Here is a 24,844-nt window from a genome sequence, read left to right on the forward strand (position 1 = left end):
GAGGGGTTGCGGGCCTCCGTGACCCCTGCCACGGTCGGATGATGAGCCCCCGCATCCTCACCGTCGCCGCCGCACTCACCCTCGTCGCGCTCGTCGGGACGCCTCCCGCCCAGGCCCACCGGCCCGCTCCGGAGCCACCGCCCCCCGTACCGACCCCCACCTCGTACGGCACGGGCGGCGCGGTCTCGTCGGTCGACGCCACCGCGAGCCGGGTCGGACGTGACGTGCTGGCCCGTGGGGGCAACGCCGCGGACGCCGCGGTCGCGATGGCGGCCACGCTCGGCGTCACCGAGCCGTACAGCGCGGGGATCGGGGGCGGCGGCTACTTCGTCTTCTACGACGCGAAGAAGCGCAAGGTCTCCACGATCGACGGACGCGAGACCGCGCCGGCCGGCATCTCGCCCGAAGATGCGTTCCTCGACCCCGCGACCGGGCAGCCGTACCGGTTCACCCCGGAGCTCGTCTCGTCCGGCGTCGCGGTCGGCGTGCCGGGCACGGTCGCGACGTGGGACGCGGCGCTGGCGCGCTTCGGCACCCGCAGCCTCGCCCGAGCCCTCGCACCGGCGACGGAGGTCGCGGCAAAGGGCTTCCCGGTCGACCAGACGTTCCGCAGCCAGACGCTCGACAACAAGGCGCGGTTCGCTGCTTTCCCGGACACCGCCGCTCTGTTCCTGCCCGGTGGCGACGCCCCGCAGGTCGGCACGACGTTCCGCAACCCCGACCTCGCCCGCACGTACGCCGCGATCGCGAAGCGCGGGCCGAAGGCCTTCTACGGCGGCGCGCTCGCCGAGGAGATCGCCAAGACCGTCCAGGCGCCGCCGAAGGACCCGGCCTCCGCGCTGCCCGCACCGGCGGGCTCGATGACGACCGAGGACCTCGCCGCGTACCGCGTCCGTCACCAGGCGCCGAGCAAGGTGAGCTATCGCGGGCATGACGTCTATTCGATGGCGCCGTCGAGCTCGGGCGGGACGACGGTCGGCGAGGCGCTGAACATCCTCGAGAACTATCGCCTGGGCGGCGGCGCGGACACGGCACAGAGCCTGCACCTGTTCCTCGAGGCCAGCGCCCACGCGTTCGCCGACCGCAACGCGTACGTCGGCGACCCGGCTTTCGTGGACGTGCCGACGAAGACGCTGCTCAGCCAGCGGTTCGCCGACTCGCGCGCGTGCGTCATCGATCCGACGAAGGCCGCGATCCGGCCCGTGGCGCCCGGCGCGCTCAGCGGCACCGGCTGCGGCACGGCTGACCGTACGGAGAAGCCCGACACCGAGAACGTCTCGACGACCCACCTCTCGGTCGTCGACAAGTGGGGCAACGCCGTCGCCTACACGCTCACCATCGAGCAGACCGGTGGCTCGGGCATCACGGTGCCGGGACGCGGGTTCCTGCTGAACAACGAGCTGACCGACTTCACCGCGGTGTACGACGCGGCTGATCCCAACCGCATCCAGCCCGGCAAGCGCCCGCGCTCCTCGATGGCGCCGACGATCGTGCTCGACGACGGCAAGGTGAAGTACGTCCTCGGCTCGCCCGGCGGTGCCACGATCATCACGACCGTGCTGCAGATCCTCGTGAACCGCATCGACCTCGGCATGACGTTGCCGGAGGCGGTCGCGGCACCGCGCGCGTCGAGCCGCAACGCGGCCACGACACCAGCCGAGCCGGAGTTCATCGACGCGTACGGGGCGGCGCTCGCTCCGTACGGGCAGCGGCTCGTCCCGTCCGGCGACGCGTTCACGTCGGCCGCGCAGATCGGGGCGGCCGCGACGATCGAGGTCGGCAAGCGCGGTGCGATGACCGCAGCAGCCGAGCCCGTACGACGCGGCGGTGGCACGGGGCTCGTGGTGCGCCCGCAGCGCCGGTAGTCAGCGCCGCAGGAGCCGTCCCCGATTCGGGCGCTTCTCCACCTCATCGCGGTCGCGCAACGGTGGAAAACTGCCCGAATCGGGGACGGGGCCTACCGGCTCGCCGCGTAGGTCCGTACGGAGGACGCGGCCGCGCAGGGTGAGCCCGTCGTATGCCGACAGCTTGTTCTTGTGCGCGAGCGCCTCGGCGCGGACCTCGTACGAGCCGCCGGGTGACCACCAGACGAGGTCCGCGTCGTTGCCGACCGCGATCGCGCCCTTGCCCTTGATGCCGGCGATCCGCGCCGGGCCCGCCGACATCCACGCGCTGACCTGCGCGAGGCCGATCCCGCGCCGCGACGCCGCGTCCGCGACGGCCGCGAACCCGACCTGCAGCCCCGCGATCCCACCCCAGGCCTGCTGGAGGTCGCCGTCGCCGCGGGCCTTGTCGGCGAGCGTCGTGGGGGAGTGGTCCGAGACGACGCAGTCGATGATCCCCTCGACGAGGGCGTCCCAGAGCGCGTCCTGGTTGCCGCGGTCGCGGATCGGCGGGCAGCACTTGTACGCGGCGGCGCCGTCCGGCACGGATGCGGCGTCCAGCACGAGGTAGTGCGGGCACGTCTCGACCGTCAACGGCAGGCCCTCGGCCCGCGCCTCCGCGATCAGGTCGAGCGCACGCGCCGACGACAGGTGGACGAGGTGGGTGCGCGTGCCGGTCTCGCGTACGGCGTCGACGACACTCGCGATCGCGGCGACCTCGGCGCCGTCAGGTCGCGAGGCGACGAAGTCCGCGTACGCCCTGCTTGGCCGCGCCGACGCCGACGCCGACGCGATCACGCCCGGGTCCTCTGCGTGGACGAGCAGCAGCCCGCCGAAGCCGCCGATCTCGCGCATCGCCGCCTGGAGCTGGTCGCCGTCGAGCGGCGCGAACTCGGGGACCCCGGAGTCGACCAGGAAGCACTTGAACCCGTACACGCCCTCGTCCCATAGCGCCTCCAGCGACCCCAGGCTGTCGGGCACCGCGCCACCCCAGAAGCCGGTGTCGACCCGCAGCTGACCGGCCGCGCACTCCCGCTTGAGCGCGAGCGCCGCCGGGGTCGTCGTCGGCGGGATGCTGTTGAGCGGCATGTCCACGAGGGTCGTGACGCCTCCCCGCGCGGCGGCCTCGGTCGCGGTCGCGAAGCCCTCCCACGCCGTGCGCCCGGGCTCGTTGATGTGGACGTGGGTGTCGACGACGCCGGGGAGGAGGTACGCGCCGCCCCCGCCCCCACCGTCGGTCGAGCCACCCCCATCGCCGGTCGAGCCTGTCGAGACCCCCACCACCACCCCGTCCCGCACGGTGAGCGCCGCGGGCTGCAGCACCCCGTCGACGAGCGCCCGCTCCGCTCGGACGACGTGGGTGGCCATGGCGTCAGCAGAACCCGCCGGCCGAGGCCCACACCGCATCGGCGGGATCGGCGCCCATGCGCAGCACGCTGGCCTCGATCAGCCCGTACGGCCGGTCGGCCGCGAAGAAGACCTCGCCGGGGTTGTCGAGGCCGAAAGGCCCGAGGTCGACGAGGAAGTGGTGCTTGTTGGGCATCGAGAAGCGGACCTCCACTGCCTCCGGCACGGCGTCGAGCACCGCGCTCCCCATCGCGTACGCGGTCTGCTGCAGAGAGAGGGAGTGCGTGCCGGCGAACGCCTCGAGCATCGCGGCCCGCGCGGCGGCGTACGCCTCGTCGTACGCGACCGCTCCGCCGTACCGCCACCGTGCGGTCACCGACGTCGCGAGGACCCGGTCGGTCGCCTCGGGCAGCGTCGTGAAGCGGTCCCGCGGGAAGCCGACGAACTCCGACCCCGTCGACGCGAGCACGACGAGGTCCTTCAACCCCGCCAGCACCGTCGTCGCGTCGCCGTCACGGACCACGGCGGCCGTACGGACCTCGCCGCCGTCGCGCGTGAAGGCGTGGTCGTGCCCGGTGTCGCCCACCGCGATCCGCGACCACGCGTACTGCTCGGCCGTCCACCGACCGCCCGTGACCCACGCGAACGACCCAGTGAAGTGGTCCGCGAGGCGCAGCAGGAACTCCTCGGGAGCCCCGATGCCGTCGCGTGCGAACGCGTACACGGTGTTCTTCTGCGTGTCCGTCGCCACCACGTGCGCGTTGTCGCCCCCCTCGTGTGCCGCCTCGAAGTCGCCGGTCAGCTGGCTGGTGACCGACAGGTCGGTGAGCGCGTGGCGCGGCGTCGCGCGGTCCACGCGCAGCACCCGGACCTCGGCCTTGCCGTACCGGTTGGCGCCGAGCGCGTACGGGGGAGGCGGGCCCATCTCAGCTCCCTCGGTAGGTGGAGTAGGCGAACGGGCTCAGCAGCAGCGGCACATGGTGGTGCTCGGAGGAGTCGAGGACGAACGTCACCTCGACGAAGGGGAAGTACGCGGGCCGGTCGTCGCGGGCGAAGTAGGCACCGGTGTCGAAGGTGAGGCGATAGGTGCCTGCCGCGAGGTGCTCCGGGCCGAGGTCGGTGAGGCGGCCGTCGTCGTCGGTGGTCCCGACGGCCATGATCTCGACGACGCGCTCGTCGACGAGGCTGAGCGTCACGGCGACCCCCGTGGCCGGGCGGCCGAGCGCGGTGTCGAGGACGTGGGTGGTGACGTGGCTGGTCATGAGCCATCCTCCCGCGCGGCGTCGGTGGTGAGGGTCGTCGTTGTCACGGCGTCGCGCAGGCGCAGCAGCGCGATCTCGCGGAGCTGTCCCTTCACGACCTCGCGCTCGGTGGCGTCGTCGTTGCTGAGCCGCTCCTCGAGCAGCGCGAGGACCTCGTCGGCGTCGCGGCCGGCCGCCCGTACGAGGAACACGCGGTCGAACTGTTCCTCGTACGCCGCATTCGCCTCGCGCAGCCGAGCGGCGACGTCGCCGCCCGCCCGGACCCCGGACTGCTCGTGCGCCGACATCGCCGCCTCGGCCGCGGGACGACGGGAGCGTTCTCCGATGCGCGGGTGCTGGGCGAGCGCGTGCGTCACCTCGTCGTCCGTCCACGTGGCGGCAAGCGAGTCGGCGTACGAGAGCAGCGCGTCGACCGACTCGTACGGGCGATCGTCGACGAGCGCGTCGACCCACCGGGGGACGTCGGCGCAGGACGTCAGCGACGCGGCGAGGATGTCGCGCGGAGCGTCGTTGAGAGCGACGAGGTCCATGCCCACGAGCATGGCCCTCTCGTGCCGTGGCGCATCCCGTGTTGGACTCGCTCGACGGTGATAGCAAGTGCTATCGTCGTTTCGTGAGGTCATCGCTCGAGGAACGGTTCGCCCGGCTGATCGAGGCCGGCGCGCGTGCTGACCTGCTTCGGGACACGGCCCACGCGCTGCTCATCGATGCCGTGCACGACGCGGTCGAGGCCGGCGCCTCACAGCGGCAGATCGCCGAGCGGCTAGGGCGCTCACAGCCAGAGGTTTCACGCCTGGCGAAGCTTGCACGAGAGGAGTTCCGTGGAACGACGCGGCTCGGCCGGCTCGTGCGCGAGCACCGCACGGCGATCCGCCGTGCAGTCCGGGAGGCGGGTGCGAGCAACGCACGAGTCTTCGGATCGGTGGCACGCGGCGAGGACGACGAGCAGAGCGACGTGGACATCCTGGTCGACATCCCTGATGACTTCACACTGTTCGATCTCGGCGATCTGACGGTGCGTGTCGGAGACATTCTCGGGGTTCCTGTTGATGTGGTCCCCACTCGAGGTCTGAAGGGGCAGATTCGCTCGACCGCGTTGAATGAGGCGGCAACGCTGTGACTCGCGCGCCGTCGGAGCGGATCCGGAACGCGCTCTCGCATGTCGCGATCCTGCGTCAGCACCTTGAACGGGGCCCGATCGACGACCTCCTGATCTTCGATGCAGTGTGCCAGCGACTCGCTGCCAGCATCGAAGAAGTCATGGCGTTGCCGGAGGAGCTCGTGATTGCTGAGTTCGGCGCGCGGTGGCGCGGTATTCGCGCGACACGCAATGCGCTCGCGCACAACTACAGGTTTGTCGACCACCTCGCAGTCCGCCAGACGGTCAGTGACAACCTCGACGACTTCGAGCAGGGGCTCCGCCGTCTGCAGGTGACGATTGCGGCCGGGGGTGGATAGGGCGAAGCCCCTGTAGGGAGAGTCGGCTTCTCAGAACTCCGCCGCCACCGCCAGGACGGCGGCCTCGAACGCGTCGATCGCGAGCGCCACATCGTCCAGTCGCACCGCCTCGTCCGGGTGGTGCGAGATGCCGTCGCGACAGCGGACGAGCTGCATCGCCACCGGCGTCACCGCCGCCATCGCCATCGCGTCGTGCCCGGCGCCGCTGAACAGCACCGTCACCGACTCTTCGCCGGTCGTCGCGCGGATGCCTGCCGCGACGGCGTCCCGCAGTGCCGGATCCATCGCGACTGCCTGGGCGCGATGCGTCTCGACCGCCTCGAAGACCAGTCCCCGTTCGGTGCAGCGTTTCTCGACGGCGCTCGCGATCAGGTCCCAGGCCCGGTCGCGGTCGGCGTCGTGCTCGGCCCGCAGGTCGAGCGTGAGGTCGACGTGCCCGGGGACCACATTCGCCGCGCCCGGGTGCACCTCCAGCGCACCGACGGTGGCGACCACGCCCTCCGTACGGGCGATCCGCTCGACCTCGATCACGGCGTGGCTCGCGCCAACCAGGGCATCGCGGCGGCGCTCGTACGAGGTGCCGCCGGCGTGGCGCGCCTCGCCGACCACGCGCAGCGCGAAGCGCCGAGCGCCCGCGATCGCGCTGACGACGCCGAGCGGGCGGTCGGCGTCCTCCAGGGACGGGCCCTGCTCGATGTGCGACTCCAGATAGCCGACCAGCGACTCCGGCGGCCGGGCGGCCTCACCGACGCGCGCCGGGTCGAGCCCGAACTCCACGAACGCCTCGCGCAGCCTCACCCCACCGGCATCGACCTGCGCCCACCACGCCTCGTCCCAGGTCCCCGCGAGGCCGCGGCTCCCCGTCAGCGCGGCGCCGAAGCGGGTCCCTTCCTCGTCGGAGAAGCCGACGACCTCCAGCGCGAACGGCAGCGAGGCGACGCGTGCGTGCAGCCGCACGGCCACCGCGAGCGCGATGGCGACGCCGAGCGGCCCGTCGTACCGGCCTGCGTCGGGCACCGTGTCGAGGTGTGACCCGAGGAGGAGTGCGGGCAGGTCGGAGGTCAGCCCCTCCAACCGTCCGCACACGTTGCCGACGGCATCGACCCACGTCGCCATCTCCGTCTGCGCCATCCACGACGCGACGAGGGCGTTCGCCTCCGCATGTGAACGCGTCAGCGCGAACCGGTCGATCCGGCCCGACCGGGCACTCAGCGCGGCGAGAGCGTCGCAGCGTGCCAGTGCCGTACGGGCGTCGGCGAGCGCAGTCTCGGACGGCCTCACGTCGCGTACACCTCTCTGGCCGCGGCCACACCCGATCCCGGCGTCGGCGAGGTGCCCGCAGCTCGCAGCACCTGCTCGAGTGCCGCCAGCGTGGTGAGTACGGCGTCGTGGCGGGCGTTCCAGCCCATCGTGCCGATCCGCCAGACCTTGCCGTGGAGCGGTCCGAACGACGTCCCGATCTCGATGCCGAAGTCCTCGAGCATCGCCGTCCGCCCCGCGTCGCCGTCGACACCGTCGGGGATCTCGACCGCGACCACGTTGTGCATCTTGTGCCGCTCGTCCCCGAAGACCGCGAGCCCGAGCGCCTGCACGCCCGCCGTCATCGCCGAGCCGTGCAGCCGGTGACGCTCGACGGCCTCGGGCATCCCTTCCTCGACGAGCAGGCGGGCGCACTCGCGCGCCCCGTACAGCATCGTCGTCGCCTCGGTGTGGTGGTTGAGCCGCCGCGGACCCCAGTAGTCGAGGATCATCGCGAGGTCGAGGTAGTTCGAGCCGATCCGCGTCCCACGGTCCACGTCGCCGGCCTCGCGCAGTCCCGCCTCCACGTGCCGCCGCCCCTCGACGACCGCGACGGCGGCGTCCGACAGGGTGATCGGGGCGCTCCCCGACGGCCCGCCGAGGCACTTCTGCAGGCCTGCGGTCGCGACGTCGAGCTCCCACCCGTCCATCGCGAACTCGTTGCCCGCGAGCGACGCGGTCACGTCGACGTACGTCAGCACGCCGAGCTCGCGGCAGGTCGGCCCGAGCGAGGACAGCGGCTGGCACATCGAGGTCGACGTGTCTCCCTGGACGGTCGCCAGCACCTTCGGACGGATCCGGCGTGCGGCGTCGACGAGCTCCTCCTCGTCGAACACCGTGCCCCACGGCGTCTCGACCACGTGCACCTCGGCGCCGCACCGCTCGGCGATCTCGCGCAGGAGGTGGCCGAACCTCCCGAGGATCGGCACCAGCACCCGGTCGCCAGGCTCCAGCAGCGAGACCAGCGCCGCCTCGATCCCGGCCCGCGAGGTGCCGTCGACGAGCAGCGTCGCGGCATTCGTCGTACGGAAGACCTCGCGGTAGAGCGCCCTCGTCTCGTCCATGGTGGCGAGCATCCACGGGTCGTACTGGCCGACGAGCTGCGCCGACATCGCTCGCAGCACCCGCGGGTCGGCGTTGACCGGTCCCGCGCCCATCAGCAGCCGCGGCGGCGGGGAGATCGGTGCAGCGGGCACGGTTCCTCCTCGTCCGGGATCGGGCCGACGGCGGGCGCGGCGTGCGTCGCCTCCCGTCAACTCTGACATCGCCGCGCCGACTCGCCCTTCGGAACGGGTGTGTGTCCGGGTCGACACACCGGGCCTCGCCTGTGGACGACCGGCCCGGTAGTCAGGGGCGCGACCTAGTCTTGACAGGTGCTGACCCTCGCCGACCTCGCCGACCTGGCACTGCTGCGTCGGCACATGGACGAGGGCACCATCGACCGCGGCAAGGCGTACGCCCGCGGGGGATACGTGATCGATCTCGACGTCGCCCGCAACCGCGACGGCTACGTCCTGCAGAGCAGCGTGGCGGGCAGCGGCGTCGCGACCTACCAGACCGTCGTCTCCGCGCGGCGCGACCACGACACGCCGATCGAGCTCTACACGGCGTGCTCCTGCCCGGTCAGCCACTTCTGCAAGCACGCGGTCGCGACCGTGCTGGTGGCCCATGCACGCGAGGTCGCGCCGACGTCCGCCCCGGCAGCACCGGGGTCGAGCTGGGAGCGGATCCTTGACGAGCTCGTCGCCGACGTCGACGAGGGCCCGTCCTCGCCCGGGCCTGACGGCCGCCGTGCCAGCGGCGAGCTCGCGCTCCGTTTCGAGGTGGCCCCGCACCGCCACGACGAGCGACGGTTCGGCCGCGGCGCCCCGTCGTCCGCGCGCTCGCCCCTGCACCTGCGCCCGGTCACGCGCGGGCGACGCGGCGAGTGGATCAAGAAGGGCGTCGAGTGGCGCGACCTCGTCGTCGCCGACCCGCGCGACGGCCGGTACGTCCCCGAGCACGTCGACGTGCTCCGCGCCATCCACGGCACCCATCGAGCTCGGATGTCGTACGGGTTCGGGTCCGAGGACAACCTCCCGCTCGCCAAGCTGGGCGCCTCCCTGTGGCGGCTGCTGCGCGAGGCCCACGAGGTGGGGTTGCCGCTCGTCGCGTCAGGGTTCGCCGAGCTGCGTGTCGCGTCGCAGCCGGCGCGGCTGTCGATGGATGCCCGTGCCGACGGTGGTGGGGGAGCGGTCCTCCTCGCCGGTGCCGGGGTCGGCGGCTCGTGGGTCCCCGCGGAGGACGCGACGCTGCTCGGGTCGCCCGAGCACGGAGTCGCGCTGTGGGAGGGCGAAGGCGACGACGCCGTGGTCACGCTCGCCCCGCTCGACCGTGCGCCGACGGCCGCGGTGCGTGAGCTGTTCCTGACTGGCCGCACGGTCGCCGTGCCGCGTGAGGGCATGGCCGACCTCCTCCACACCTATCTCCCTCGCGTCCGCAGGCTCGTCGAGGTGACCTCGCGCGACGACTCCGTCCAGGTGCCCGAGCCACCCGCTCCCCACCTCGTCCTCGCGCTGACCTGGGTGGACGGCCACGAGGTGCGCCTGTCGTGGGCGTGGCACTACCGCTCCCTCGCGACGGGCCAGACCGTGCGCGTGTTCGCTCTCGACGAGGAGCCCGCCCCTTACGGCATGCGCGACGCCGACCTCGAGCGCATCTCCCTCGACCGCCTCGCGCTCGAGGACGACGCCGCCGTCCTGCTCCTCCGTACGACCACGGCGGGCCCCCGTCCGTACCCCGAGCTCGTCCTGCGCGAGATGGACGCGGTCCGCTTCGCCGAGGACGTCCTCCCCGGTCTCCGCGACCACCCCGCCTTCGAGGTCCACACCGACGGCCAGCCGCAGTTCCGCGAGGTCGTCGGCAAGCCCGAGATCCAGTTCACGTCGGCGCCCGCGCCCTCCGGCCGTACGGACTGGCTCGACCTCGAGGTCGTGGTCACGATCGGCGGCCGCCAGGTCGGGCTCGCGACGATCATCGAGGCGATCGCGACCGGCCAGGACAAGGTGCTGCTGCACAAGACCGAGCCCAAGGGCACCTACCTCTACGTGAGCGTCGACCATCCCGAGCTCGACGCGCTCGCGCGGATGCTCGCCGACGCCCGCGCCCTCGACGACCGACCCCGTGACGTCGCGACCATGAGCCTCGCCACGCAGGCCTTCGACCTCTGGGACGAGCTCGGTGAGCTCGGCGTCGTCGACGTCGAGGCGGCACGCTGGGTCGCGCTCGCCCGCACGCTCGTCGGCCAGGACGGCGTCCCGGACGTCGCGCCGCCGGTCGGTCTCAAGGCGACGCTGCGCCCCTACCAGCGCGAGGGCTTCTCGTGGCTCGCATTCCTCGCCGAGCACGGCCTCGGCGGCATCCTCGCCGACGACATGGGCCTCGGCAAGACGCTGCAGACCCTCGCGCTGATCGCCCACGCCCGTGAGCGCGAGCCCGACGCGCCGCCGTTCCTGGTGGTCGCGCCGACCAGCGTCGTCGGCACGTGGGCGAGCGAGGCCGCGACGTTCGCGCCCGACCTCGAGGTCCGTACGGTCACCGAGTCCGCCGCGCGGCGCTCCCAGCCGCTGAGCGACGTGGCGGCCGGAGCCGACCTCGTCGTCACGTCCTACACGCTGCTGCGGCTCGAGGCCGACGCGTACACCCGCCTCGCGTGGTCCGGCCGCATCCTCGACGAGGCGCAGGCGGTCAAGAACCACCGCGGCAAGACCTATCAGGCCGTACGCCGGGTCGAGGCGCCGTTCTCGCTGGCGATCACCGGCACACCGGTCGAGAACGACCTGATGGAGCTGTGGTCGCTCCTCTCGCTGACCGCGCCCGGGCTCTTCCCCTACCCGCTGCAGTTCGCCAAGACCGTCGCCCATCCGATCGAGAAGGGCGGCGACGCCGACCTGCTGGCGATGCTGCAGCGGCGGATCCGTCCGGTCCTCCTGCGCCGCACCAAGGACCTTGTCGCGTCCGACCTCCCGCCCAAGCAGGAGCAGGTTCTCGAGGTCGCCCTGTCGGCGCGCCACCGCAAGATCTACGACACCCACCTGCAGCGTGAGCGTCAGCGCATCCTCGGGCTTCTCGAGGAGGCCGGCGACGACGAGGTCGCACTGCGGCGTCACCGGATCACGATCTTCGCGGCCCTGACCCGCCTGCGGCAGCTCAGCCTCGACCCCGGCCTGGTCGACGCCGCGTACGACTCCGTCGGGTCCGCCAAGCTCGACCTGCTCGTCGAGCACGTGCGCGAGCTTGCCGCCGAGGGGCACCGGGCCCTGGTCTTCAGCCAGTTCACGTCGTTCCTGAGGCGTGTCCAGGATCGGCTGGAGCGTGAGGGCCTCACGACGTCCTACCTCGACGGCAGCACCCGTGACCGGGCTGCCGCCATCGACGGGTTCAAGGCCGGCGACCAGCCGGTGTTCCTCATCAGCCTCAAGGCGGGAGGCGTCGGTCTCACCCTCACCGAGGCCGACTACGTCTTCGTCCTCGATCCCTGGTGGAACCCCGCGGTCGAGGCGCAGGCCGTCGACCGCGCCCACCGGATCGGGCAGGAGTCGCCGGTCATGGTCTACCGGCTCGTCGCCACCGGCACGATCGAGGAGAAGGTCGTCGAGCTCAAGGCGCGCAAAGCCGAGCTCGTCGCGAGCGTCCTCGACGGTGGCGCGTCCTCCGGGGGCCTGACCGCCGACGACCTCGCCGGGCTCTTCGGCTAGGAGTCCTCGGTCCCTGCGAGGGCGTCGCGGACCGGGACGAGCTTGGCCTGCGACTCCGCGAGCTCGGCCTCCGGGTCGGAGTCGGCGACGATCCCGCACCCCGCGAACAGCCGGACCCGTGCTCCGTCGTACTCCGCCGAGCGCAGGGCGATGCCCCACTCGCCGTCACCGTCGGCATCGATCCATCCGACCGGTGCGGCGTAGCGGCCGCGGTCGAGCTTCTCGATCTCGTCGATGAGCGCGAGCGCGTCGGCGCGCGGGGTGCCGCCGACCGCCGCCGACGGGTGGAGGGCGGCCGCGAGGTCGAGCGCGGTCGCCGTCTCGCGCTCGGCGTCCACGACGCCCGCGACGTCGGTCGCCAGGTGCATGACGTTGGGGAGGTGGAGGACGAACGGTGCCTCGGGCACGTTCATCGACGAGCAGTACGGCTCGAGGGCGTCGGCGACCGAGCGCACCGCGTACTCGTGCTCCTCGAGGTCCTTGCTCGAGCGCGCCAGCGAGCCCGCGAGCGCGAGGTCACGGGAGTCGTCGCCGGTGCGCCGGATCGTGCCGGCCAGCACCCGCGAGGTGACGAGGCCGCGTTCGCGCCGTACGAGCATCTCCGGCGTGGCGCCGAAGAGGCGGTCGACGTGGAACGTCCAGCAGTTCGGGTACGACGCGGCGAGCCGTCGCAGCGGAGCGCGGACGTCGAGGGGAGCGGCGAGCTCGGCCACGAGGTCGCGTGCGAGGACCACCTTGTCGAGGTCGCCGGCCTCGATGCGGCGGACGGCCTCGGACACGATCGACTCCCACTGCGCGCCCGAGGTCGAGCCGTCGGCGAACGCGACGTCCTCGGGGGCGACGGGATCCTCGGTGGCCCGCAGCTGCGGAGCGGTCGCCAGCGCGGACTCGCGGATCGTCGTGACCCAGGCCGTGCCGCCACGGCGTCCGACGACGACGCTCGGCACCACGAGGACCGAGCTCCCGTCCGCGCGCCCGCGGGTGGCACCCGAGGCGTCGGCGAAGGCGAAGGACCCGAACGCCACGAGGCCGCTCCCGGCGACCTGGACCTTGTCGCGGACGACGGCGTGGGCGGAGATCTCGCGCCACCACGCGCTCGCGTCGGCGAAACGCTGCGCCCCGGTGGTCTCGACCCGGGCGGCCTCGCCCCACGCGACGAGCCCGTCGCCGTCGCGCACCCAGGCCAGCGCGCCGTCGGAGGGGAGCAGGTTCACGAGCGGGACGCCGTCCAGCGTGGAGGGGGCGAGCGGGACCGTCTGCGCCACGAGACGGAGCGGTCCCTGGAGGGGCACGACGGTGTCGGTCACGTCTGCCAGGGTACGACCCGTGGCATCGCGAGCGTCGCGGTGCGTGACACAGTTGGGCACGTGAGCCGAGCGAGCCTGGACAAGCAGCCCCACGAGGTCGCGTCGATGTTCGACGCCGTCGCACGTCGCTACGACCTGACCAACGACGTGTTGTCGCTGGGGCAGGACCGGGCGTGGCGCCGCCGCGTCCGCGCGCTCGTGGGCGCCCGTACGGGGGAGAAGGTGCTCGACCTCGCGGCAGGCACCGGCACCTCGTCGGTGCCGTTCGCCGACGACGGGGCGTACGTCGTCCCGTGCGACTTCAGCCTCGGGATGCTCCGCGAGGGCAAGCGTCACCACTCCGCCCTGCCGTTCACCGCGGGCGACGGGATGCGTCTGCCGTTCGCCGACGAGACGTTCGACGCCGTGACGATCTCGTTCGGTCTGCGCAACGTCCACGAGCCCGCGGTGGCCCTCGAGGAGATGCTGCGCGTGACCAGGCCGGGTGGGCGTCTGGTGGTCTGCGAGTTCAGCCACCCGACGTTCGCGCCGTTCCGCAAGGTCTACCTCGAGTACCTGATGCGCGCGCTCCCGCCGGCCGCCCGTGCGGTGTCGTCGAACCCCGACTCGTACGTCTATCTCGCCGAGTCGATCATGTCGTGGCCCGACCAGCTCGGGCTCGCCAAGGTCATCGCCGAGTCCGGGTGGGGGCCCGTGCGCTGGGAGAACCTCTCCGGCGGCATCGTCGCGCTCCACACCGCGACCAATGGCTGACCTCCGCGCCGCATGCCACCCTCCGACGTCGTACGGAGGGTGTTTCCGCGCCCCCGTACGCGTGCTGAATTACGCAATGTATTCCGCGCGAAATCGCAGGTCGGACGGCGTTCGCAGGGGAGTCCTGCGACCTTCACCACCCCCTGTCGTGAGTGTCCTGCGCCCGTGGCATAGTGACGGGAAACACAGGATCTCACCGACCGTGAGAGCCTGTGGACAGGCTCGTGAAGGTTTTCACGAAGGGAGGATGCGGTGACCGAGTACACCCCGATTCTGGTGCTCGCCGCCATCTCGGGAGCATTCGCGGTTTTCTCCGTGCTGATCGCTCCGATCACGGGGCCGAAGCGCTACAACCGCGCCAAGGTCGACTCGTACGAGTGCGGCATCGAGCCGTCGCCCCAGGCGGCGGGCGGTGGACGCGTCCCGGTGAAGTACTTCATCACCGCGATGCTCTTCATCGTCTTCGACGTGGAGATCATCTTCCTCTACCCCTTCGCGGTGGAGTTCGACCTTCTCGGCTGGTTCGGCATCGTCGAGATGCTGCTGTTCATCGCGACGGTCTTCGTCGCGTACGTCTACGTCTGGCGCCGCGGCGGACTGGAGTGGGACTGACATGGGTCTGGAGGAGAAGCTCCCGAGTGGAGTCCTGCTGACGACAGTCGAGGGACTCGCGGGCTACTTCCGCAAGGCGTCGTTCTGGCCGGCCACGTTCGGCCTCGCCTGCTGCGCGATCGAGATGATGGAGTTCGGCGCGCCGAAGTACGACTCGTCGCGCTTCGGCATGGAGGTCTTCCGCGCCTCGCCGCGCCAGGCCGACCTGATGATCGTCGCGGGCCGCGTCAGCCAGAAGATGGCGCCGGTTCTGCGGCAGATCTACGACCAGATGGCCGGCCCCAAGTACGTCCTCGCGATGGGCGTCTGCGCGAGCTCGGGCGGGATGTTCAACAACTACGCGATCGTCCAGGGCGTCGACCACGTCGTCCCGGTCGACATGTACCTGCCCGGTTGTCCGCCGCGCCCGGAGATGCTCATCGACGCGATCATGAAGCTCCACGACAAGATCCAGCACACCAAGCTCGGTGCGCACCGTGTGGCCGAGATCGCCTCCGACGAGAAGATCGCCCTCGAGGCCGTCCCGACGTCGGCGATGAAGGGGCTGCTGCGATGAGCGGGGTTTCGACAGGCTCAACCAGCGGGGGCGGCTCAACCAGCGGGGGCGGCGAGGAGGTCGTCCCGTCGCAGGCGCGGATCCTCGAGGTCGTCGAGGTCCGCGAGGGTATGTTCGGCGTCGACGGCACCGGCGACACGTCCGGCTACGGCGGTCTGCAGCGCCCCGTCGCGATGCCGGCGGCCTCGCGTCGTCCGTTCGGCGGCTGGTACGACGACCTCGCCGACCGGCTCGAGGCTCTCCTCGGCGAGACGATCGGTGAGGGTGCGATCGAGTCCGTGGTCGTCGACCGCGACGAGGTCACGCTGCACCTCCACCGCACGCGCGTCCGCGAGGTGTGCCAGCACCTGCGCGACGACGCCCTCCTGCGCTACGAGCTGTGCAGCGGCATCTCCGGCGTGCACTACCCGCATGAGATCGGCCGCGAGCTGCACGCCGTCTACCACCTGCTGTCGATGACCCACAACAGGCGCATCCGCCTGGAGGTCGCCGCCCCGGAGTCCGATCCGCACATCGAGTCCGTCGTCGCCGTCTACCCGACCGCCGACTGGCACGAGCGCGAGACCTACGACTTCTTCGGGATCATCTTCGACGGCCACCCGGCCCTGACCCGGATCCTCATGCCAGACGACTGGCCGGGGCACCCCCAGCGCAAGGACTACCCGCTCGGCGGAATCCCCGTCGAGTACAAGGGCGCAACCATCCCACCGCCGGACGAGCGGAGGTCGTACTCGTGAGCACCACAGACACCGGCGCCAGCGCCGACCCGTACGCACAGAGCCAGGACACGACGGCCGGCCCGGTCTTCACCGTCACCGGTCAGGACTGGGACGACGTGGTCGCGGGCGTCGACCCCGACGCGTCCGAGCGCATCGTCGTCAACATGGGCCCGCAGCACCCGTCGACTCACGGCGTGCTCCGGCTGATCCTCGAGATCGAGGGCGAGTCGGTGACCGAGGCCCGTTGCGGCATCGGCTACCTGCACACCGGCATCGAGAAGAACATGGAGTACCGCAGCTGGACGCAGGGCGTGACGTTCTGCACCCGCATGGACTACCTGTCGCCGATGTACAACGAGGCCGCCTTCGTCCTCGGGGTCGAGAAGCTCCTCGGCATCACCGACCAGGTCCCCGAGAAGGCCTCCGTCCTGCGCGTGATGATGATGGAGGTCAACCGGATCTCCTCGCACCTCGTCGCGCTCGCCACCGGTGGCATGGAGATCGGCGCCCTCACCGTGATGACGGTCGGCTTCCGTGAGCGCGAGCTGTGCCTCGACCTGTTCGAGCTGTTCTCGGGGCTGCGGATGAACTCGGCCTACCTCCGCCCCGGCGGCGTCTCGCAGGACGTCCCCGACGGCGGACTCGACGCAGTCGACCGGTTCGTGGCGCTCATGCGCAAGCGGCTCCCCGAGCTCGCCGCGCTGTGCAACCAGAACCCGATTTTCAAGGGCCGCCTCAAGGAGGTCGGCTACCTCGACCTCGCCGGCTGCCTCGCGCTCGGCGTCACCGGACCGGCGCTGCGCTCGACCGGCTACGACTGGGACCTGCGCAAGAAGCAGCCCTACAGCGGTTACGAGACGTACGACTTCGACGTCATCACCCGCGACGAGCCCGACGCGTACGGACGCTTCCGCATCCGCCTGGACGAGATGGACCAGTCGCTGCGCATCGTCGAGCAGTGCGTGGCGCGGCTCCGTACGCTCGAGGGCGCCCCGGTCATGGTCGCCGACAAGAAGATCGCCTGGCCCGCGCAGCTGTCGGTCGGCCCTGACGGTCAGGGCAACTCCCTGGAGCACATCCGCCACATCATGGGCGAGTCCATGGAGGCGCTGATCCACCACTTCAAGCTGGTCACAGAGGGCTTCCGCGTTCCGGCCGGGCAGGTCTACACGAGCGTCGAGTCGCCCCGCGGCGAGCTCGCGTGCCACCTCGTCTCCGACGGCGGGACACGGCCCTACCGGGCGCACTTCCGCGACCCGTCCTTCAGCAACCTGCAGGCGACCGCCGCGATGTCCGAGGGCGGCATGCTCGCGGACGTCATCGTCGCGATCGCCAGCCTCGACCCGGTGATGGGAGGCGTGGACCGATGAGCAGCCTGGACTCCGCCCACGTACGCGACGACCTGCAGGCGATCATCGCCCGCTACCCGCAGAAGCGTTCGGCCCTGCTGCCGATGCTGCACCTCACACAATCGGTCGAGGGCCGGGTGACCCCGGAGGCGATCGAGCTCTGCGCTGAGCTGCTCGACATCTCGACCGCCGAGGTGAACGGGGTCGCGACCTTCTACACGATGTACAAGCGGCGCGAGGTCGGCGACTACCACGTCGGCGTCTGCACCAACACGCTGTGCGCGGTGATGGGCGGCGACGCGATCTTCTCCCGCCTGCGCGAGCACCTCGGTGTCGGCAACGACGAGCGCACGGCCGACGGCAAGGTGACGCTCGAGCACATCGAGTGCAACGCCGCCTGCGACTACGCGCCGGTGATGACGGTCAACTGGGAGTTCTTCGACAACCAGACGCCCGACTCCGCCGTCGAGCTCGTCGACGACCTGCGCGCCGGCACGCCCCGTACGGCGACCCGCGGCGCCCGCATCACGACGTGGCGCGAGGCCGAGCGGGTGCTCGCGGGCTTCCCCGACGGGCGTGCCGACGAGGGACCGTCCGCCGGTGACCCGTCGCTGGCCGGGCTGCGGCTGGCGCACGAGCGAGGGTGGGTCGCGCCGGGAGAGGACGGATCTCGACAGGCTCGACCGGCGGAGGATGCCGAGGCCGCCGTCGCGCAGGCCGACACCCGCCGGGCCGAGTCCGAGACGTTGGTCGACGACAGCACGACCCCGCCCGCGCAGCGCGAGGAAGCGGAGGACACCGAATGACCGTCGCACCTCTCACTCCCGTCCTCACCAAGGACTGGGACCACGAGCGCTCCTGGACTCTCGACTCGTACGGCGACTACGCCGGGCTGCGCGCGGCCCTGCGCATGGATCCCGACGAGGTGATCGCCCTCGTCAAGGACTCCGGCCTGCGCGGCCGCGGCGGGGCGGGCTTCCCCACCGGCATGAAGTGGGGCTTTATCCCGCAGGGGCCCGAGCCCGACGGCACCGTCAAGCCGCACTACCTCGTGGTCAACGCCGACGAGTCCGAGCCGGGCACGTGCAAGGACATCCCGCTGATGATGGCCACGCCGCACACCCTGATCGAGGGGGTGGCGATCACGTGCCATGCGATCCGCGCCAAGAACGCGTTCATCTACGTGCGCGGCGAGGTCCTGCACGTCATCCGCAGGCTGCAGGCCGCGGTCGCGGAGGCGTACGCGGCCGGGGTGCTCGGCAAGGACGTCTTCGGCTCGGGGATCGACATCGACGTGGTGGTCCACGCCGGCGCCGGGGCCTACATCTGCGGTGAGGAGACCGCGCTCCTCGACTCCCTCGAGGGGCGTCGCGGCCAACCGCGGCTGCGCCCGCCGTTCCCCGCCGTCGCAGGCCTGTACGCCGCGCCGACCGTGATCAACAACGTCGAATCGATCGCATCGGTGCCGTGCATCGTCGAGCGTGGTGCCGACTGGTTCGGGTCCATGGGCACCGAGAAGTCCAAGGGCATGACGATCTACTCGCTCTCGGGCCACGTGAAGAACCCCGGCCAGTACGAGGCGCCGCTCGGTATCACCCTGCGCGAGCTCCTCGACATGTCGGGCGGCATGCGTGAGGGATCCGAGCTGAAGTTCTGGACGCCGGGAGGCTCCTCGACCCCGCTGCTCACCGCCGCCCACCTCGACGTGCCCCTCGACTACGAGGGAGTCGCCGGAGCCGGGTCGATGCTGGGCACGAAGGCGCTGCAGCTGTTCGATCAGACGACCTCGGTGGTCCGCTGCGTGCTGCGGTGGACCGAGTTCTACAAGCACGAGTCCTGCGGCAAGTGCACGCCCTGCCGCGAAGGCACGTGGTGGCTGGTGCAGACCCTCGAGCGGCTCGAGGCCGGCAAGGGCACGGAGGGTGACATCGAGCTCCTCCTCGACCAGTGCGACAACATCCTCGGGCGGGCGTTCTGTGCGCTGGGAGACGGAGCGACCAGCCCGATCACCTCGGCCATCGAGCACTTCCGCGACGAGTTCGAGGCCGGGATGCACACGCCGGCATGGGACCTGTTCCCGTACGTGGCGTCCACCGCCTGGAAGGGAGTCTCGGCATGACCGTCACCCAGGACAACGACTCCGGAGCAGAGCTCGTCGACCAGAACCTCGTCTCGCTGACGATCGACGACGTCGAGGTGAGCGTCCCCGAGGGCACGCTCGTGATCCGTGCGGCCGAGCTGATCGGCGTCGAGATCCCGCGCTTCTGCGACCACCCGCTGCTGGCTCCGGTCGGCGCGTGCCGCCAGTGCCTGGTCGACGTCCCCGACGCCGGCAACGGGCGCGGCTTCCCCAAGCCGCAGGCGTCGTGCACGCTCCCGGTGTCGCCGGGCATGGTCGTCAAGACGCAGGTGACGTCGCCGGTGGCCGACAAGGCGCAGACCGGGATCATGGAGTTCCTCCTGATCAACCACCCGCTCGACTGCCCGATGTGCGACAAGGGCGGCGAGTGCCCCCTCCAGAACCAGGCGCTCAGCCACGGGCAGGGCGAGACGCGCTTCGAAGAGACCAAGCGCACCTATCCCAAGCCGCTGAGCATCTCGCAGCAGATCCTTCTCGACCGCGAGCGCTGCATCCTCTGCGCCCGCTGCACGCGCTTCTCCGAGCAGATCGCCGGTGACCCGTTCATCGCGATGGCCGAGCGCGGCGCGCTCCAGCAGGTCGCGATCTACGAGAACGAGCCCTTCTCGTCGTACTTCTCCGGCAACACGATCCAGATCTGTCCGGTCGGTGCGCTGACGAGCACCGCCTACCGGTTCCGCTCGCGGCCGTTCGACCTCGTGTCGACGCCGTCGGTGGCCGAGCACGACGCCTGCGGTGCCGCGATCCGGGTGGACCACCGGCGCGGGAAGGTGCTGCGCCGTCTCGCCGGCGACGCCCCCGAGGTCAACGAGGAGTGGATCAGCGACAAGGACCGCTTCGCGTTCGCGTACGACCGCCAGCCCGACCGCCTGACCCGGCCGCTCGTCCGCGATCCCGAGACGGGTGCGTTGGAGCCCGCGTCGTGGCCGGCCGCGTTCGCCGCCGCCGCCCGTGGGCTGCTGAGGGCTGCGGGCGGGGTCGGCGTCCTCACCGGCGGGAGGCTCCCGCTCGAGGACGCGTACGCATACTCCAAGCTCGCACGCACGGTGCTCGGCACCAACGACATCGACTTCCGTGCCCGCCCGCACTCCGAGGAGGAGGCGGCGTTCCTGGCCCATGCGGTGGCCGGCACCGGGCTCGGGGTCACCTACTCCGACCTGGAGGCGGCCCGCAAGGTCGTGCTCGTCGGTCTGGAGCCCGAGGACGAGGCAGCCACGATCTTCCTGCGGCTGCGCAAGGCGTGGCGCAAGAACGGCACCGAGGTCGTCGCGCTGGCCAGCCACGCGACGCGGGCGCTCGAGAAGACGGGCGGACGCCTGGTCCGTACGGTGCCGGGCGACGAGGCCAAGGCGCTCGGCGAGGCCGGTCTCGAGACCGGCACGATCGTGCTCCTCGGCGAGCGGCTCGCGAGCGTCGAGGGCGCGTTCTCCACCGCGCTCGTCGCCGCCCGCCGCGCCGGCGCCCGCCTGGCGTGGGTCCCGCGCCGCGCCGGTGACCGCGGTGCGGTCGACGCCGGCTGTCTGCCTCACCTCCTGCCGGGCGGTCGCCCGGTCGCCGACGCCGAGGCACGCGCCGACCTGGCCGCCGCCTGGGGTGTCGCGTCCGTGCCCTCGTCCCCAGGTCGCAGCACCGACGAGATCTTGGCCGCCGCACGCTCGGGGCAGCTCGGTGCGCTCCTCGTCGCCGGTGTTGAGGTCGACGACCTCGCCGACCCGCAGGGCGCGATCGAAGCGCTCGACGCCGCGGGCTTCGTGGTCAGCCTCGAAGTACGCGCCAGCGCGGTCACCGAGCGCGCCGACGTGGTGCTGCCGGTCGCCTCGACCTCCGAGAAGGCGGGATCGTTCATCTCGTGGGAGGGTCGTCGCCGGCCGTTCGACGAGGTCTTCTCGCTGCCGAACACGCTGTCGGACACCCGTGTCCTCGCCGGGATCGCCGAAGCCGCCGGCCGCGACCTCGGATTCCGTACGACGGGAGCCGCCGGTGCCGAGCTCGACGAGCTGGGTGCCTGGGACGGCGCCCGCGCGCCACGGCCGGAGGTCGTCCCCGGACGCGCCGCCCGCACCGATCCGAGCGAGGTCGTCCTCGACACCTGGCGCCGGCTGATCGACGACGGCCGCGGCCAGGACGGCGACCGCCACTACCAGGCGACGGCCCGTCCCTCGGTGGCGCTGGTGTCGGCCGCGACGGCCCGCGCGATCGGCGTGCACGACGGCGACGAGGTCGTCCTCGGCACGGAGCGGGGTGCCGTCGCGGTCCCCGTGGCGGTGGCCGACATCGCCGACGGGGTCGTCTGGACCCCGACCAACTCCAACGGCTTGTCGCTGCCACGCATCCTCGGCGCCGCGTACGGAGACGTCGTGACGCTCGAACGGTCCCCGCACGCCCGACCGGACGACCGGACGGCGGCCGAGCCCGCCGAGGTGCTCGAACCCCTCGAGTCGGCCGACCCGTCGACGGCCCCGGCGTTCGAGAGCAAGGAGTCCGAGCTGTGAGCGAGTTCTTCGGCAACGAAGCCTGGTGGGTCGTCCTGATCAAGGCCCTCTGCATCTTCGTGCTGCTGGTCGTCTTCACGCTGTTCAACATCTGGTTCGAGCGGCGGGTCGTGGCGCGCATGCAGCACCGCGTCGGCCCCAACGTGTGGGGTCCGTTCGGGCTCCTCCAGAGCCTCGCGGACGGCGTCAAGCTCGCGCTCAAGGAAGAGATCTTCCCGAAGAACGCGCACAAGGTCGTCTACTTCATCGCCCCGGTGATCGCGACCGTGCCGGCGTTCCTCGCCTGGGCGGTGATCCCGCTCGGTCCCGAGGTGACGATCCCGTTCACCGACACCCAGACACCGCTCCAGCTCACCGACATGCCGGTGGCGGTGCTCTACATCCTCGCCGTCACCTCGATCGGCGTGTACGGCATCGTGCTCGGCGGCTGGTCCTCCGGCTCGACCTATGCGCTGCTCGGCGGCATCCGCTCCTCGGCCCAGATGATCTCGTACGAGGTCGCGATGGGTCTGTCCCTGGTCACCGTCTTCATCTACGCCGGCTCGATGTCCACGTCGGAGATCGTGGCCGCGCAGGCGGCAGACGGGTGGTTCGCGCTCCCGCTGCTGCCGTCGTTCCTCATCTACATGATCGCCATGGTCGGTGAGACCAACCGCGCGCCGTTCGACCTCCCGGAGGCCGAGGGCGAGCTCGTCGGCGGCTTCCACACCGAATACTCGTCGTTGAAGTTCGCGCTGTTCTTCCTCGCCGAGTACATCAACATGGCGACCGTCTCGGCGCTCGCGACGACGATGTTCCTCGGCGGCTGGAGGGCTCCCTGGGGCATCTCGCAGATCGACGGCGCCAACGAGGGCTACTGGCCGGTGCTGTGGTTCCTCGGCAAGACGCTGCTGTTCATCTTCGTGTTCATCTGGCTGCGGGGCTCGCTGCCGCGGATGCGCTACGACCAGTTCATGAAGTTCGGCTGGAAGGTCCTGATCCCGGTCTCGCTCGCATGGATCGTCGTGGTCTGCGTGATGCGCCGCCTGATCACCGACGGCGACCTCGATCCGACGATGATCCTCGTCATCGCCGGTGTGGTCGTCGCGGCCCTGCTGGTCGTCCAGTTCCTGCCCGAGCGGCGCTCGCCCGAGGAGCCGGAGCCGTCGCGCGACGCGTTCGCCGGCGGATACCCCGTACCCCCCATGCCGGGTGAGCCGCCCGTCACGACCGCCGTGCCGGCTGGCACGCGCGGCGAGAAGGAGGACTGATCGCGATGGCGACGCTGAAGGAGCAGCTCTGGGACCCGATCGCCGGCTTCGGCGTGACGTTCCGGACGATGTTCAAGAAGCCGGTCACCGTGCAGTACCCGTTCGAGAAGCGGCCTACCGCGCCGCGTTTCCATGGTCGGCACCAGCTCAACCGGTGGCCGGACGGACTCGAGAAGTGCATCGGGTGCGAGCTGTGCGCGTGGGCGTGCCCTGCGGACGCGATCCTCGTCGAGGGCGCGTCCAACACCGAGGACGAGCGCTTCTCCCCGGGTGAGCGCTACGGCCGCGTCTACCAGATCAACTACCTGCGCTGCATCCTCTGCGGACTGTGCATCGAGGCGTGCCCGACCCGCGCGCTGACGATGACCAACGAGTACGAGCTCGCCGACACCAGCCGCGAGTCCCTGATCTACGAGAAGTCCGACCTGCTCGCACCGCTGCTGCCGGGCATGGAGGCGCCGCCCCACGAGATGCGGCTCGGTGACACCGAACGCGACTACTACCGCGGTGACGCCGCGGCGCGGGCGGTCGCTCACGGGAGTGTCGCGGCGGGAGACGAGCAGTGACCGCGTTCTGGTTGCTGGCGCCGATCATGGTGCTGGCGGCGCTCGGTGTCGTGCTCGCCCGCAAAGCGGTGCACTCGGCGCTGCTGCTCGCGGTCGTGATGATCTGCCTGGCGATGATGTACGCGATGCAGGACGCGCCCTTCCTGTTCGCCGTGCAGATCATCGTCTACACCGGCGCGATCATGATGCTGTTCCTCTTCGTGCTGATGCTCGTCGGCGTCGACAAGACCGACTCGCTGGTGGAGACGATCCGCGGACAGCGCCTCGTCGCCGTCGTCGTGGGTGTGCTCTTCGGCTTCCTCCTCGTGACCGTGGTCGCGCAGACGACCGTCGGTCCGGTGATCGGTCTCGGCGAGGCCAACGCGGACGGGAACGTTCACGGGCTCGCACGGCTCCTCTTCAACCGTTACGTGTTCGCCTTCGAGGCGACCAGCGCGCTGCTCATCACCGCTGTGCTCGGGGCGATGGTGCTCGCGCACCGCGAGCGCCTCGAGCCGAAGCGTTCGCAGCGCGACCTGGCGCTCGAGCGCATGCAGCGCTACGCCGAGCACGGCGAGCACCCCGGCAACCTCCCGACTCCGGGCGTCTTCGCACGGCACAACGCGGTCGACGTGCCGGCGCTGCTGCCGGACGGCTCGCCCGTCGAGCAGTCGACGTCCAAGACGCTGCGCGAACGCGGCGTCGTTCGCGAGGGGGCGTTCGACGGAGACGTGGCGCTGACCTTGCGCAAGCTCGAGGCCGACGGGTCGCCGCGCGAGCGCGGTGTGATCGAGTCGGCTCGACCGGCCGAAGGCGAGGAGGACCTGTGAGCGTCGAGCCCTTCATCGGGTTGTCCGCCCTGCTGTTCACGATCGGCGCCGTCGGCGTCCTCGTGCGGCGCAACGCGATCGTCGTGTTCATGTGCGTCGAGCTGATGCTCAACGCCTGCAACCTCGCGTTCGTCACGTTCGCGCGGGCTCACGGCAACCTCGACGGCCAGATCGCGGCCTTCTTCGTGATGGTGGTCGCCGCGGCCGAGGTGGTCGTGGGCCTCGCGATCATCGTGTCGATCTTCCGTACCCGTCGCTCGGCCTCGGTCGACGACGCCAGTCTGCTGAAGCTCTGAGGGGGCGGGA

23 protein-coding genes are annotated in these 24,844 nt (G+C 71.2%); 16 read left to right on the forward strand and 7 right to left on the reverse strand.

Annotation, left to right across the window (positions count from 1 at the left end; all coding sequences use genetic code 11):
* The first annotated feature begins 41 nt into the window (after window positions 1–41).
* A complete protein-coding gene (gene ggt, locus ACFSDF_RS04895; RefSeq protein WP_167005939.1) occupies window positions 42–1,865 on the forward strand; it encodes a gamma-glutamyltransferase in 1,824 nt (607 codons plus the stop codon).
* Here ggt and allB read toward each other — a convergent pair whose 3' ends face one another.
* The 4 genes from allB to uraD are packed head-to-tail and all read right to left on the reverse strand — an operon-like array spanning window position 1,866 to window position 5,022.
* A complete protein-coding gene (allB, locus tag ACFSDF_RS04900) occupies window positions 1,866–3,251 on the reverse strand; it encodes an allantoinase AllB (RefSeq protein ID WP_377156493.1) in 1,386 nt (461 codons plus the stop codon). It lies immediately after the preceding gene.
* Window positions 3,252–3,255: 4 nt separating this feature from the next.
* Window positions 3,256–4,155 (reverse strand): factor-independent urate hydroxylase, encoded by a 900-nt coding sequence (gene pucL / locus ACFSDF_RS04905; protein WP_377156495.1) that lies wholly within the window; start codon window positions 4,153–4,155, stop codon window positions 3,256–3,258.
* Between the two features lies 1 nt (window position 4,156).
* A complete protein-coding gene (gene uraH / locus ACFSDF_RS04910) occupies window positions 4,157–4,492 on the reverse strand; it encodes a hydroxyisourate hydrolase (protein WP_377156498.1) in 336 nt (111 codons plus the stop codon).
* Window positions 4,489–5,022, reverse strand: coding sequence for a 2-oxo-4-hydroxy-4-carboxy-5-ureidoimidazoline decarboxylase (uraD, locus tag ACFSDF_RS04915; protein WP_167005927.1), 534 nt, complete (start codon window positions 5,020–5,022; stop codon window positions 4,489–4,491). The genes uraH and uraD overlap by 4 nt, the downstream gene beginning before the upstream one ends.
* 83 nt (window positions 5,023–5,105) lie before the next feature.
* Between uraD and ACFSDF_RS04920 the strand changes: the two genes are divergently transcribed.
* Window positions 5,106–5,612, forward strand: a complete 507-nt coding sequence (locus ACFSDF_RS04920; RefSeq protein WP_377156500.1) for a nucleotidyltransferase family protein — start codon at window positions 5,106–5,108, stop codon at window positions 5,610–5,612.
* Window positions 5,609–5,950: a HepT-like ribonuclease domain-containing protein gene (locus ACFSDF_RS04925; protein WP_167005924.1), complete on the forward strand. Its 342-nt coding sequence runs from the start codon at window positions 5,609–5,611 to the stop codon at window positions 5,948–5,950. Before ACFSDF_RS04920 ends, ACFSDF_RS04925 begins: the two co-directional genes overlap by 4 nt.
* Before the next feature lie 30 nt (window positions 5,951–5,980).
* Here the strand turns inward: ACFSDF_RS04925 and ACFSDF_RS04930 are convergent, their stop codons facing one another.
* Entirely contained in the window at window positions 5,981–7,231 is a 1,251-nt protein-coding gene (locus ACFSDF_RS04930) for an allantoate amidohydrolase (protein ID WP_167251566.1), read from the reverse strand.
* Window positions 7,228–8,445, reverse strand: coding sequence for a pyridoxal-phosphate-dependent aminotransferase family protein (locus ACFSDF_RS04935; RefSeq protein WP_377156503.1), 1,218 nt, complete (start codon window positions 8,443–8,445; stop codon window positions 7,228–7,230). Before ACFSDF_RS04935 ends, ACFSDF_RS04930 begins: the two co-directional genes overlap by 4 nt.
* A gap of 177 nt (window positions 8,446–8,622) precedes the next feature.
* On the opposite strand from ACFSDF_RS04935, the gene ACFSDF_RS04940 reads away from it, so the two are divergent.
* The gene (locus ACFSDF_RS04940; protein WP_377156505.1) at window positions 8,623–11,985 is read left to right on the forward strand and encodes a DEAD/DEAH box helicase; all 3,363 of its coding nucleotides are present in this window, start codon (window positions 8,623–8,625) and stop codon (window positions 11,983–11,985) included.
* Here the strand turns inward: ACFSDF_RS04940 and ACFSDF_RS04945 are convergent.
* On the reverse strand, window positions 11,982–13,292 hold the full coding sequence (locus ACFSDF_RS04945) for an isochorismate synthase (protein WP_417568538.1): 1,311 nt from the start codon (window positions 13,290–13,292) through the stop codon (window positions 11,982–11,984). The genes ACFSDF_RS04940 and ACFSDF_RS04945 overlap by 4 nt on opposite strands.
* Before the next feature lie 60 nt (window positions 13,293–13,352).
* Between ACFSDF_RS04945 and ACFSDF_RS04950 the strand changes: the two genes are divergently transcribed.
* The 12 genes from ACFSDF_RS04950 to nuoK all read left to right on the forward strand — a co-directional run bounded on the left by ACFSDF_RS04950 (window position 13,353) and on the right by nuoK (window position 24,834).
* Entirely contained in the window at window positions 13,353–14,045 is a 693-nt protein-coding gene (locus ACFSDF_RS04950) for a demethylmenaquinone methyltransferase (protein ID WP_167005915.1), read from the forward strand.
* 252 nt (window positions 14,046–14,297) lie between these two features.
* A complete protein-coding gene (locus ACFSDF_RS04955) occupies window positions 14,298–14,657 on the forward strand; it encodes an NADH-quinone oxidoreductase subunit A (RefSeq protein WP_167005913.1) in 360 nt (119 codons plus the stop codon).
* A gap of 1 nt (window position 14,658) precedes the next feature.
* Window positions 14,659–15,213 (forward strand): NuoB/complex I 20 kDa subunit family protein, encoded by a 555-nt coding sequence (locus tag ACFSDF_RS04960; RefSeq protein WP_167005910.1) that lies wholly within the window; start codon window positions 14,659–14,661, stop codon window positions 15,211–15,213.
* A complete protein-coding gene (locus ACFSDF_RS04965) occupies window positions 15,210–15,950 on the forward strand; it encodes an NADH-quinone oxidoreductase subunit C (RefSeq protein WP_167005907.1) in 741 nt (246 codons plus the stop codon). The genes ACFSDF_RS04960 and ACFSDF_RS04965 overlap by 4 nt, the downstream gene beginning before the upstream one ends.
* Window positions 15,947–17,302, forward strand: coding sequence for an NADH-quinone oxidoreductase subunit D (locus tag ACFSDF_RS04970; RefSeq protein ID WP_167005904.1), 1,356 nt, complete (start codon window positions 15,947–15,949; stop codon window positions 17,300–17,302). The genes ACFSDF_RS04965 and ACFSDF_RS04970 overlap by 4 nt, the downstream gene beginning before the upstream one ends.
* The gene (gene nuoE / locus ACFSDF_RS04975; protein WP_167005901.1) at window positions 17,299–18,087 is read left to right on the forward strand and encodes an NADH-quinone oxidoreductase subunit NuoE; all 789 of its coding nucleotides are present in this window, start codon (window positions 17,299–17,301) and stop codon (window positions 18,085–18,087) included. Before ACFSDF_RS04970 ends, nuoE begins: the two co-directional genes overlap by 4 nt.
* Complete coding sequence (nuoF, locus tag ACFSDF_RS04980) at window positions 18,084–19,400, forward strand: NADH-quinone oxidoreductase subunit NuoF (protein WP_167005898.1); 1,317 nt, start codon at window positions 18,084–18,086, stop codon at window positions 19,398–19,400. Before nuoE ends, nuoF begins: the two co-directional genes overlap by 4 nt.
* Window positions 19,397–21,913, forward strand: coding sequence for an NADH-quinone oxidoreductase subunit G (locus tag ACFSDF_RS04985; RefSeq protein WP_167005895.1), 2,517 nt, complete (start codon window positions 19,397–19,399; stop codon window positions 21,911–21,913). The genes nuoF and ACFSDF_RS04985 overlap by 4 nt, the downstream gene beginning before the upstream one ends.
* Window positions 21,910–23,163, forward strand: a complete 1,254-nt coding sequence (nuoH, locus tag ACFSDF_RS04990) for an NADH-quinone oxidoreductase subunit NuoH (protein WP_167005892.1) — start codon at window positions 21,910–21,912, stop codon at window positions 23,161–23,163. Before ACFSDF_RS04985 ends, nuoH begins: the two co-directional genes overlap by 4 nt.
* 5 nt (window positions 23,164–23,168) lie before the next feature.
* On the forward strand, window positions 23,169–23,729 hold the full coding sequence (nuoI, locus tag ACFSDF_RS04995; RefSeq protein WP_167005889.1) for an NADH-quinone oxidoreductase subunit NuoI: 561 nt from the start codon (window positions 23,169–23,171) through the stop codon (window positions 23,727–23,729).
* A gap of 26 nt (window positions 23,730–23,755) precedes the next feature.
* Window positions 23,756–24,538 (forward strand): NADH-quinone oxidoreductase subunit J, encoded by a 783-nt coding sequence (locus ACFSDF_RS05000; protein ID WP_243843069.1) that lies wholly within the window; start codon window positions 23,756–23,758, stop codon window positions 24,536–24,538.
* Window positions 24,535–24,834 carry an NADH-quinone oxidoreductase subunit NuoK gene (nuoK, locus tag ACFSDF_RS05005; protein WP_167005883.1) on the forward strand — a complete coding sequence of 100 codons (300 nt, stop codon included), beginning with the start codon at window positions 24,535–24,537 and terminating at the stop codon, window positions 24,832–24,834. Before ACFSDF_RS05000 ends, nuoK begins: the two co-directional genes overlap by 4 nt.
* Window positions 24,835–24,844 lie beyond the last annotated feature (10 nt).

Origin of the sequence: Mumia zhuanghuii, from assembly GCF_042681565.1 — a bacterium.
Taxonomy (GTDB): Bacteria; Actinomycetota; Actinomycetes; order Propionibacteriales; family Nocardioidaceae; genus Mumia.

Bases quoted from the DNA above. Each gene is read 5' to 3' on its own strand.
- ggt (WP_167005939.1), top strand. From the start codon at position 42: ATGAGCCCCCGCATCCTCACCGTCGCCGCCGCACTCACCCTCGTCGCG.
- allB (WP_377156493.1), bottom strand. From the start codon at position 3,251: ATGGCCACCCACGTCGTCCGAGCGGAGCGGGCGCTCGTCGACGGGGTG.
- pucL (WP_377156495.1), bottom strand. From the start codon at position 4,155: ATGGGCCCGCCTCCCCCGTACGCGCTCGGCGCCAACCGGTACGGCAAG.
- uraH (WP_377156498.1), bottom strand. From the start codon at position 4,492: ATGACCAGCCACGTCACCACCCACGTCCTCGACACCGCGCTCGGCCGC.
- uraD (WP_167005927.1), bottom strand. From the start codon at position 5,022: ATGGACCTCGTCGCTCTCAACGACGCTCCGCGCGACATCCTCGCCGCG.
- ACFSDF_RS04960 (WP_167005910.1), top strand. From the start codon at position 14,659: ATGGGTCTGGAGGAGAAGCTCCCGAGTGGAGTCCTGCTGACGACAGTC.
- ACFSDF_RS04965 (WP_167005907.1), top strand. From the start codon at position 15,210: ATGAGCGGGGTTTCGACAGGCTCAACCAGCGGGGGCGGCTCAACCAGC.
- nuoE (WP_167005901.1), top strand. From the start codon at position 17,299: ATGAGCAGCCTGGACTCCGCCCACGTACGCGACGACCTGCAGGCGATC.
- nuoF (WP_167005898.1), top strand. From the start codon at position 18,084: ATGACCGTCGCACCTCTCACTCCCGTCCTCACCAAGGACTGGGACCAC.
- ACFSDF_RS04985 (WP_167005895.1), top strand. From the start codon at position 19,397: ATGACCGTCACCCAGGACAACGACTCCGGAGCAGAGCTCGTCGACCAG.
- nuoI (WP_167005889.1), top strand. From the start codon at position 23,169: ATGGCGACGCTGAAGGAGCAGCTCTGGGACCCGATCGCCGGCTTCGGC.
- ACFSDF_RS05000 (WP_243843069.1), top strand. From the start codon at position 23,756: ATGGTGCTGGCGGCGCTCGGTGTCGTGCTCGCCCGCAAAGCGGTGCAC.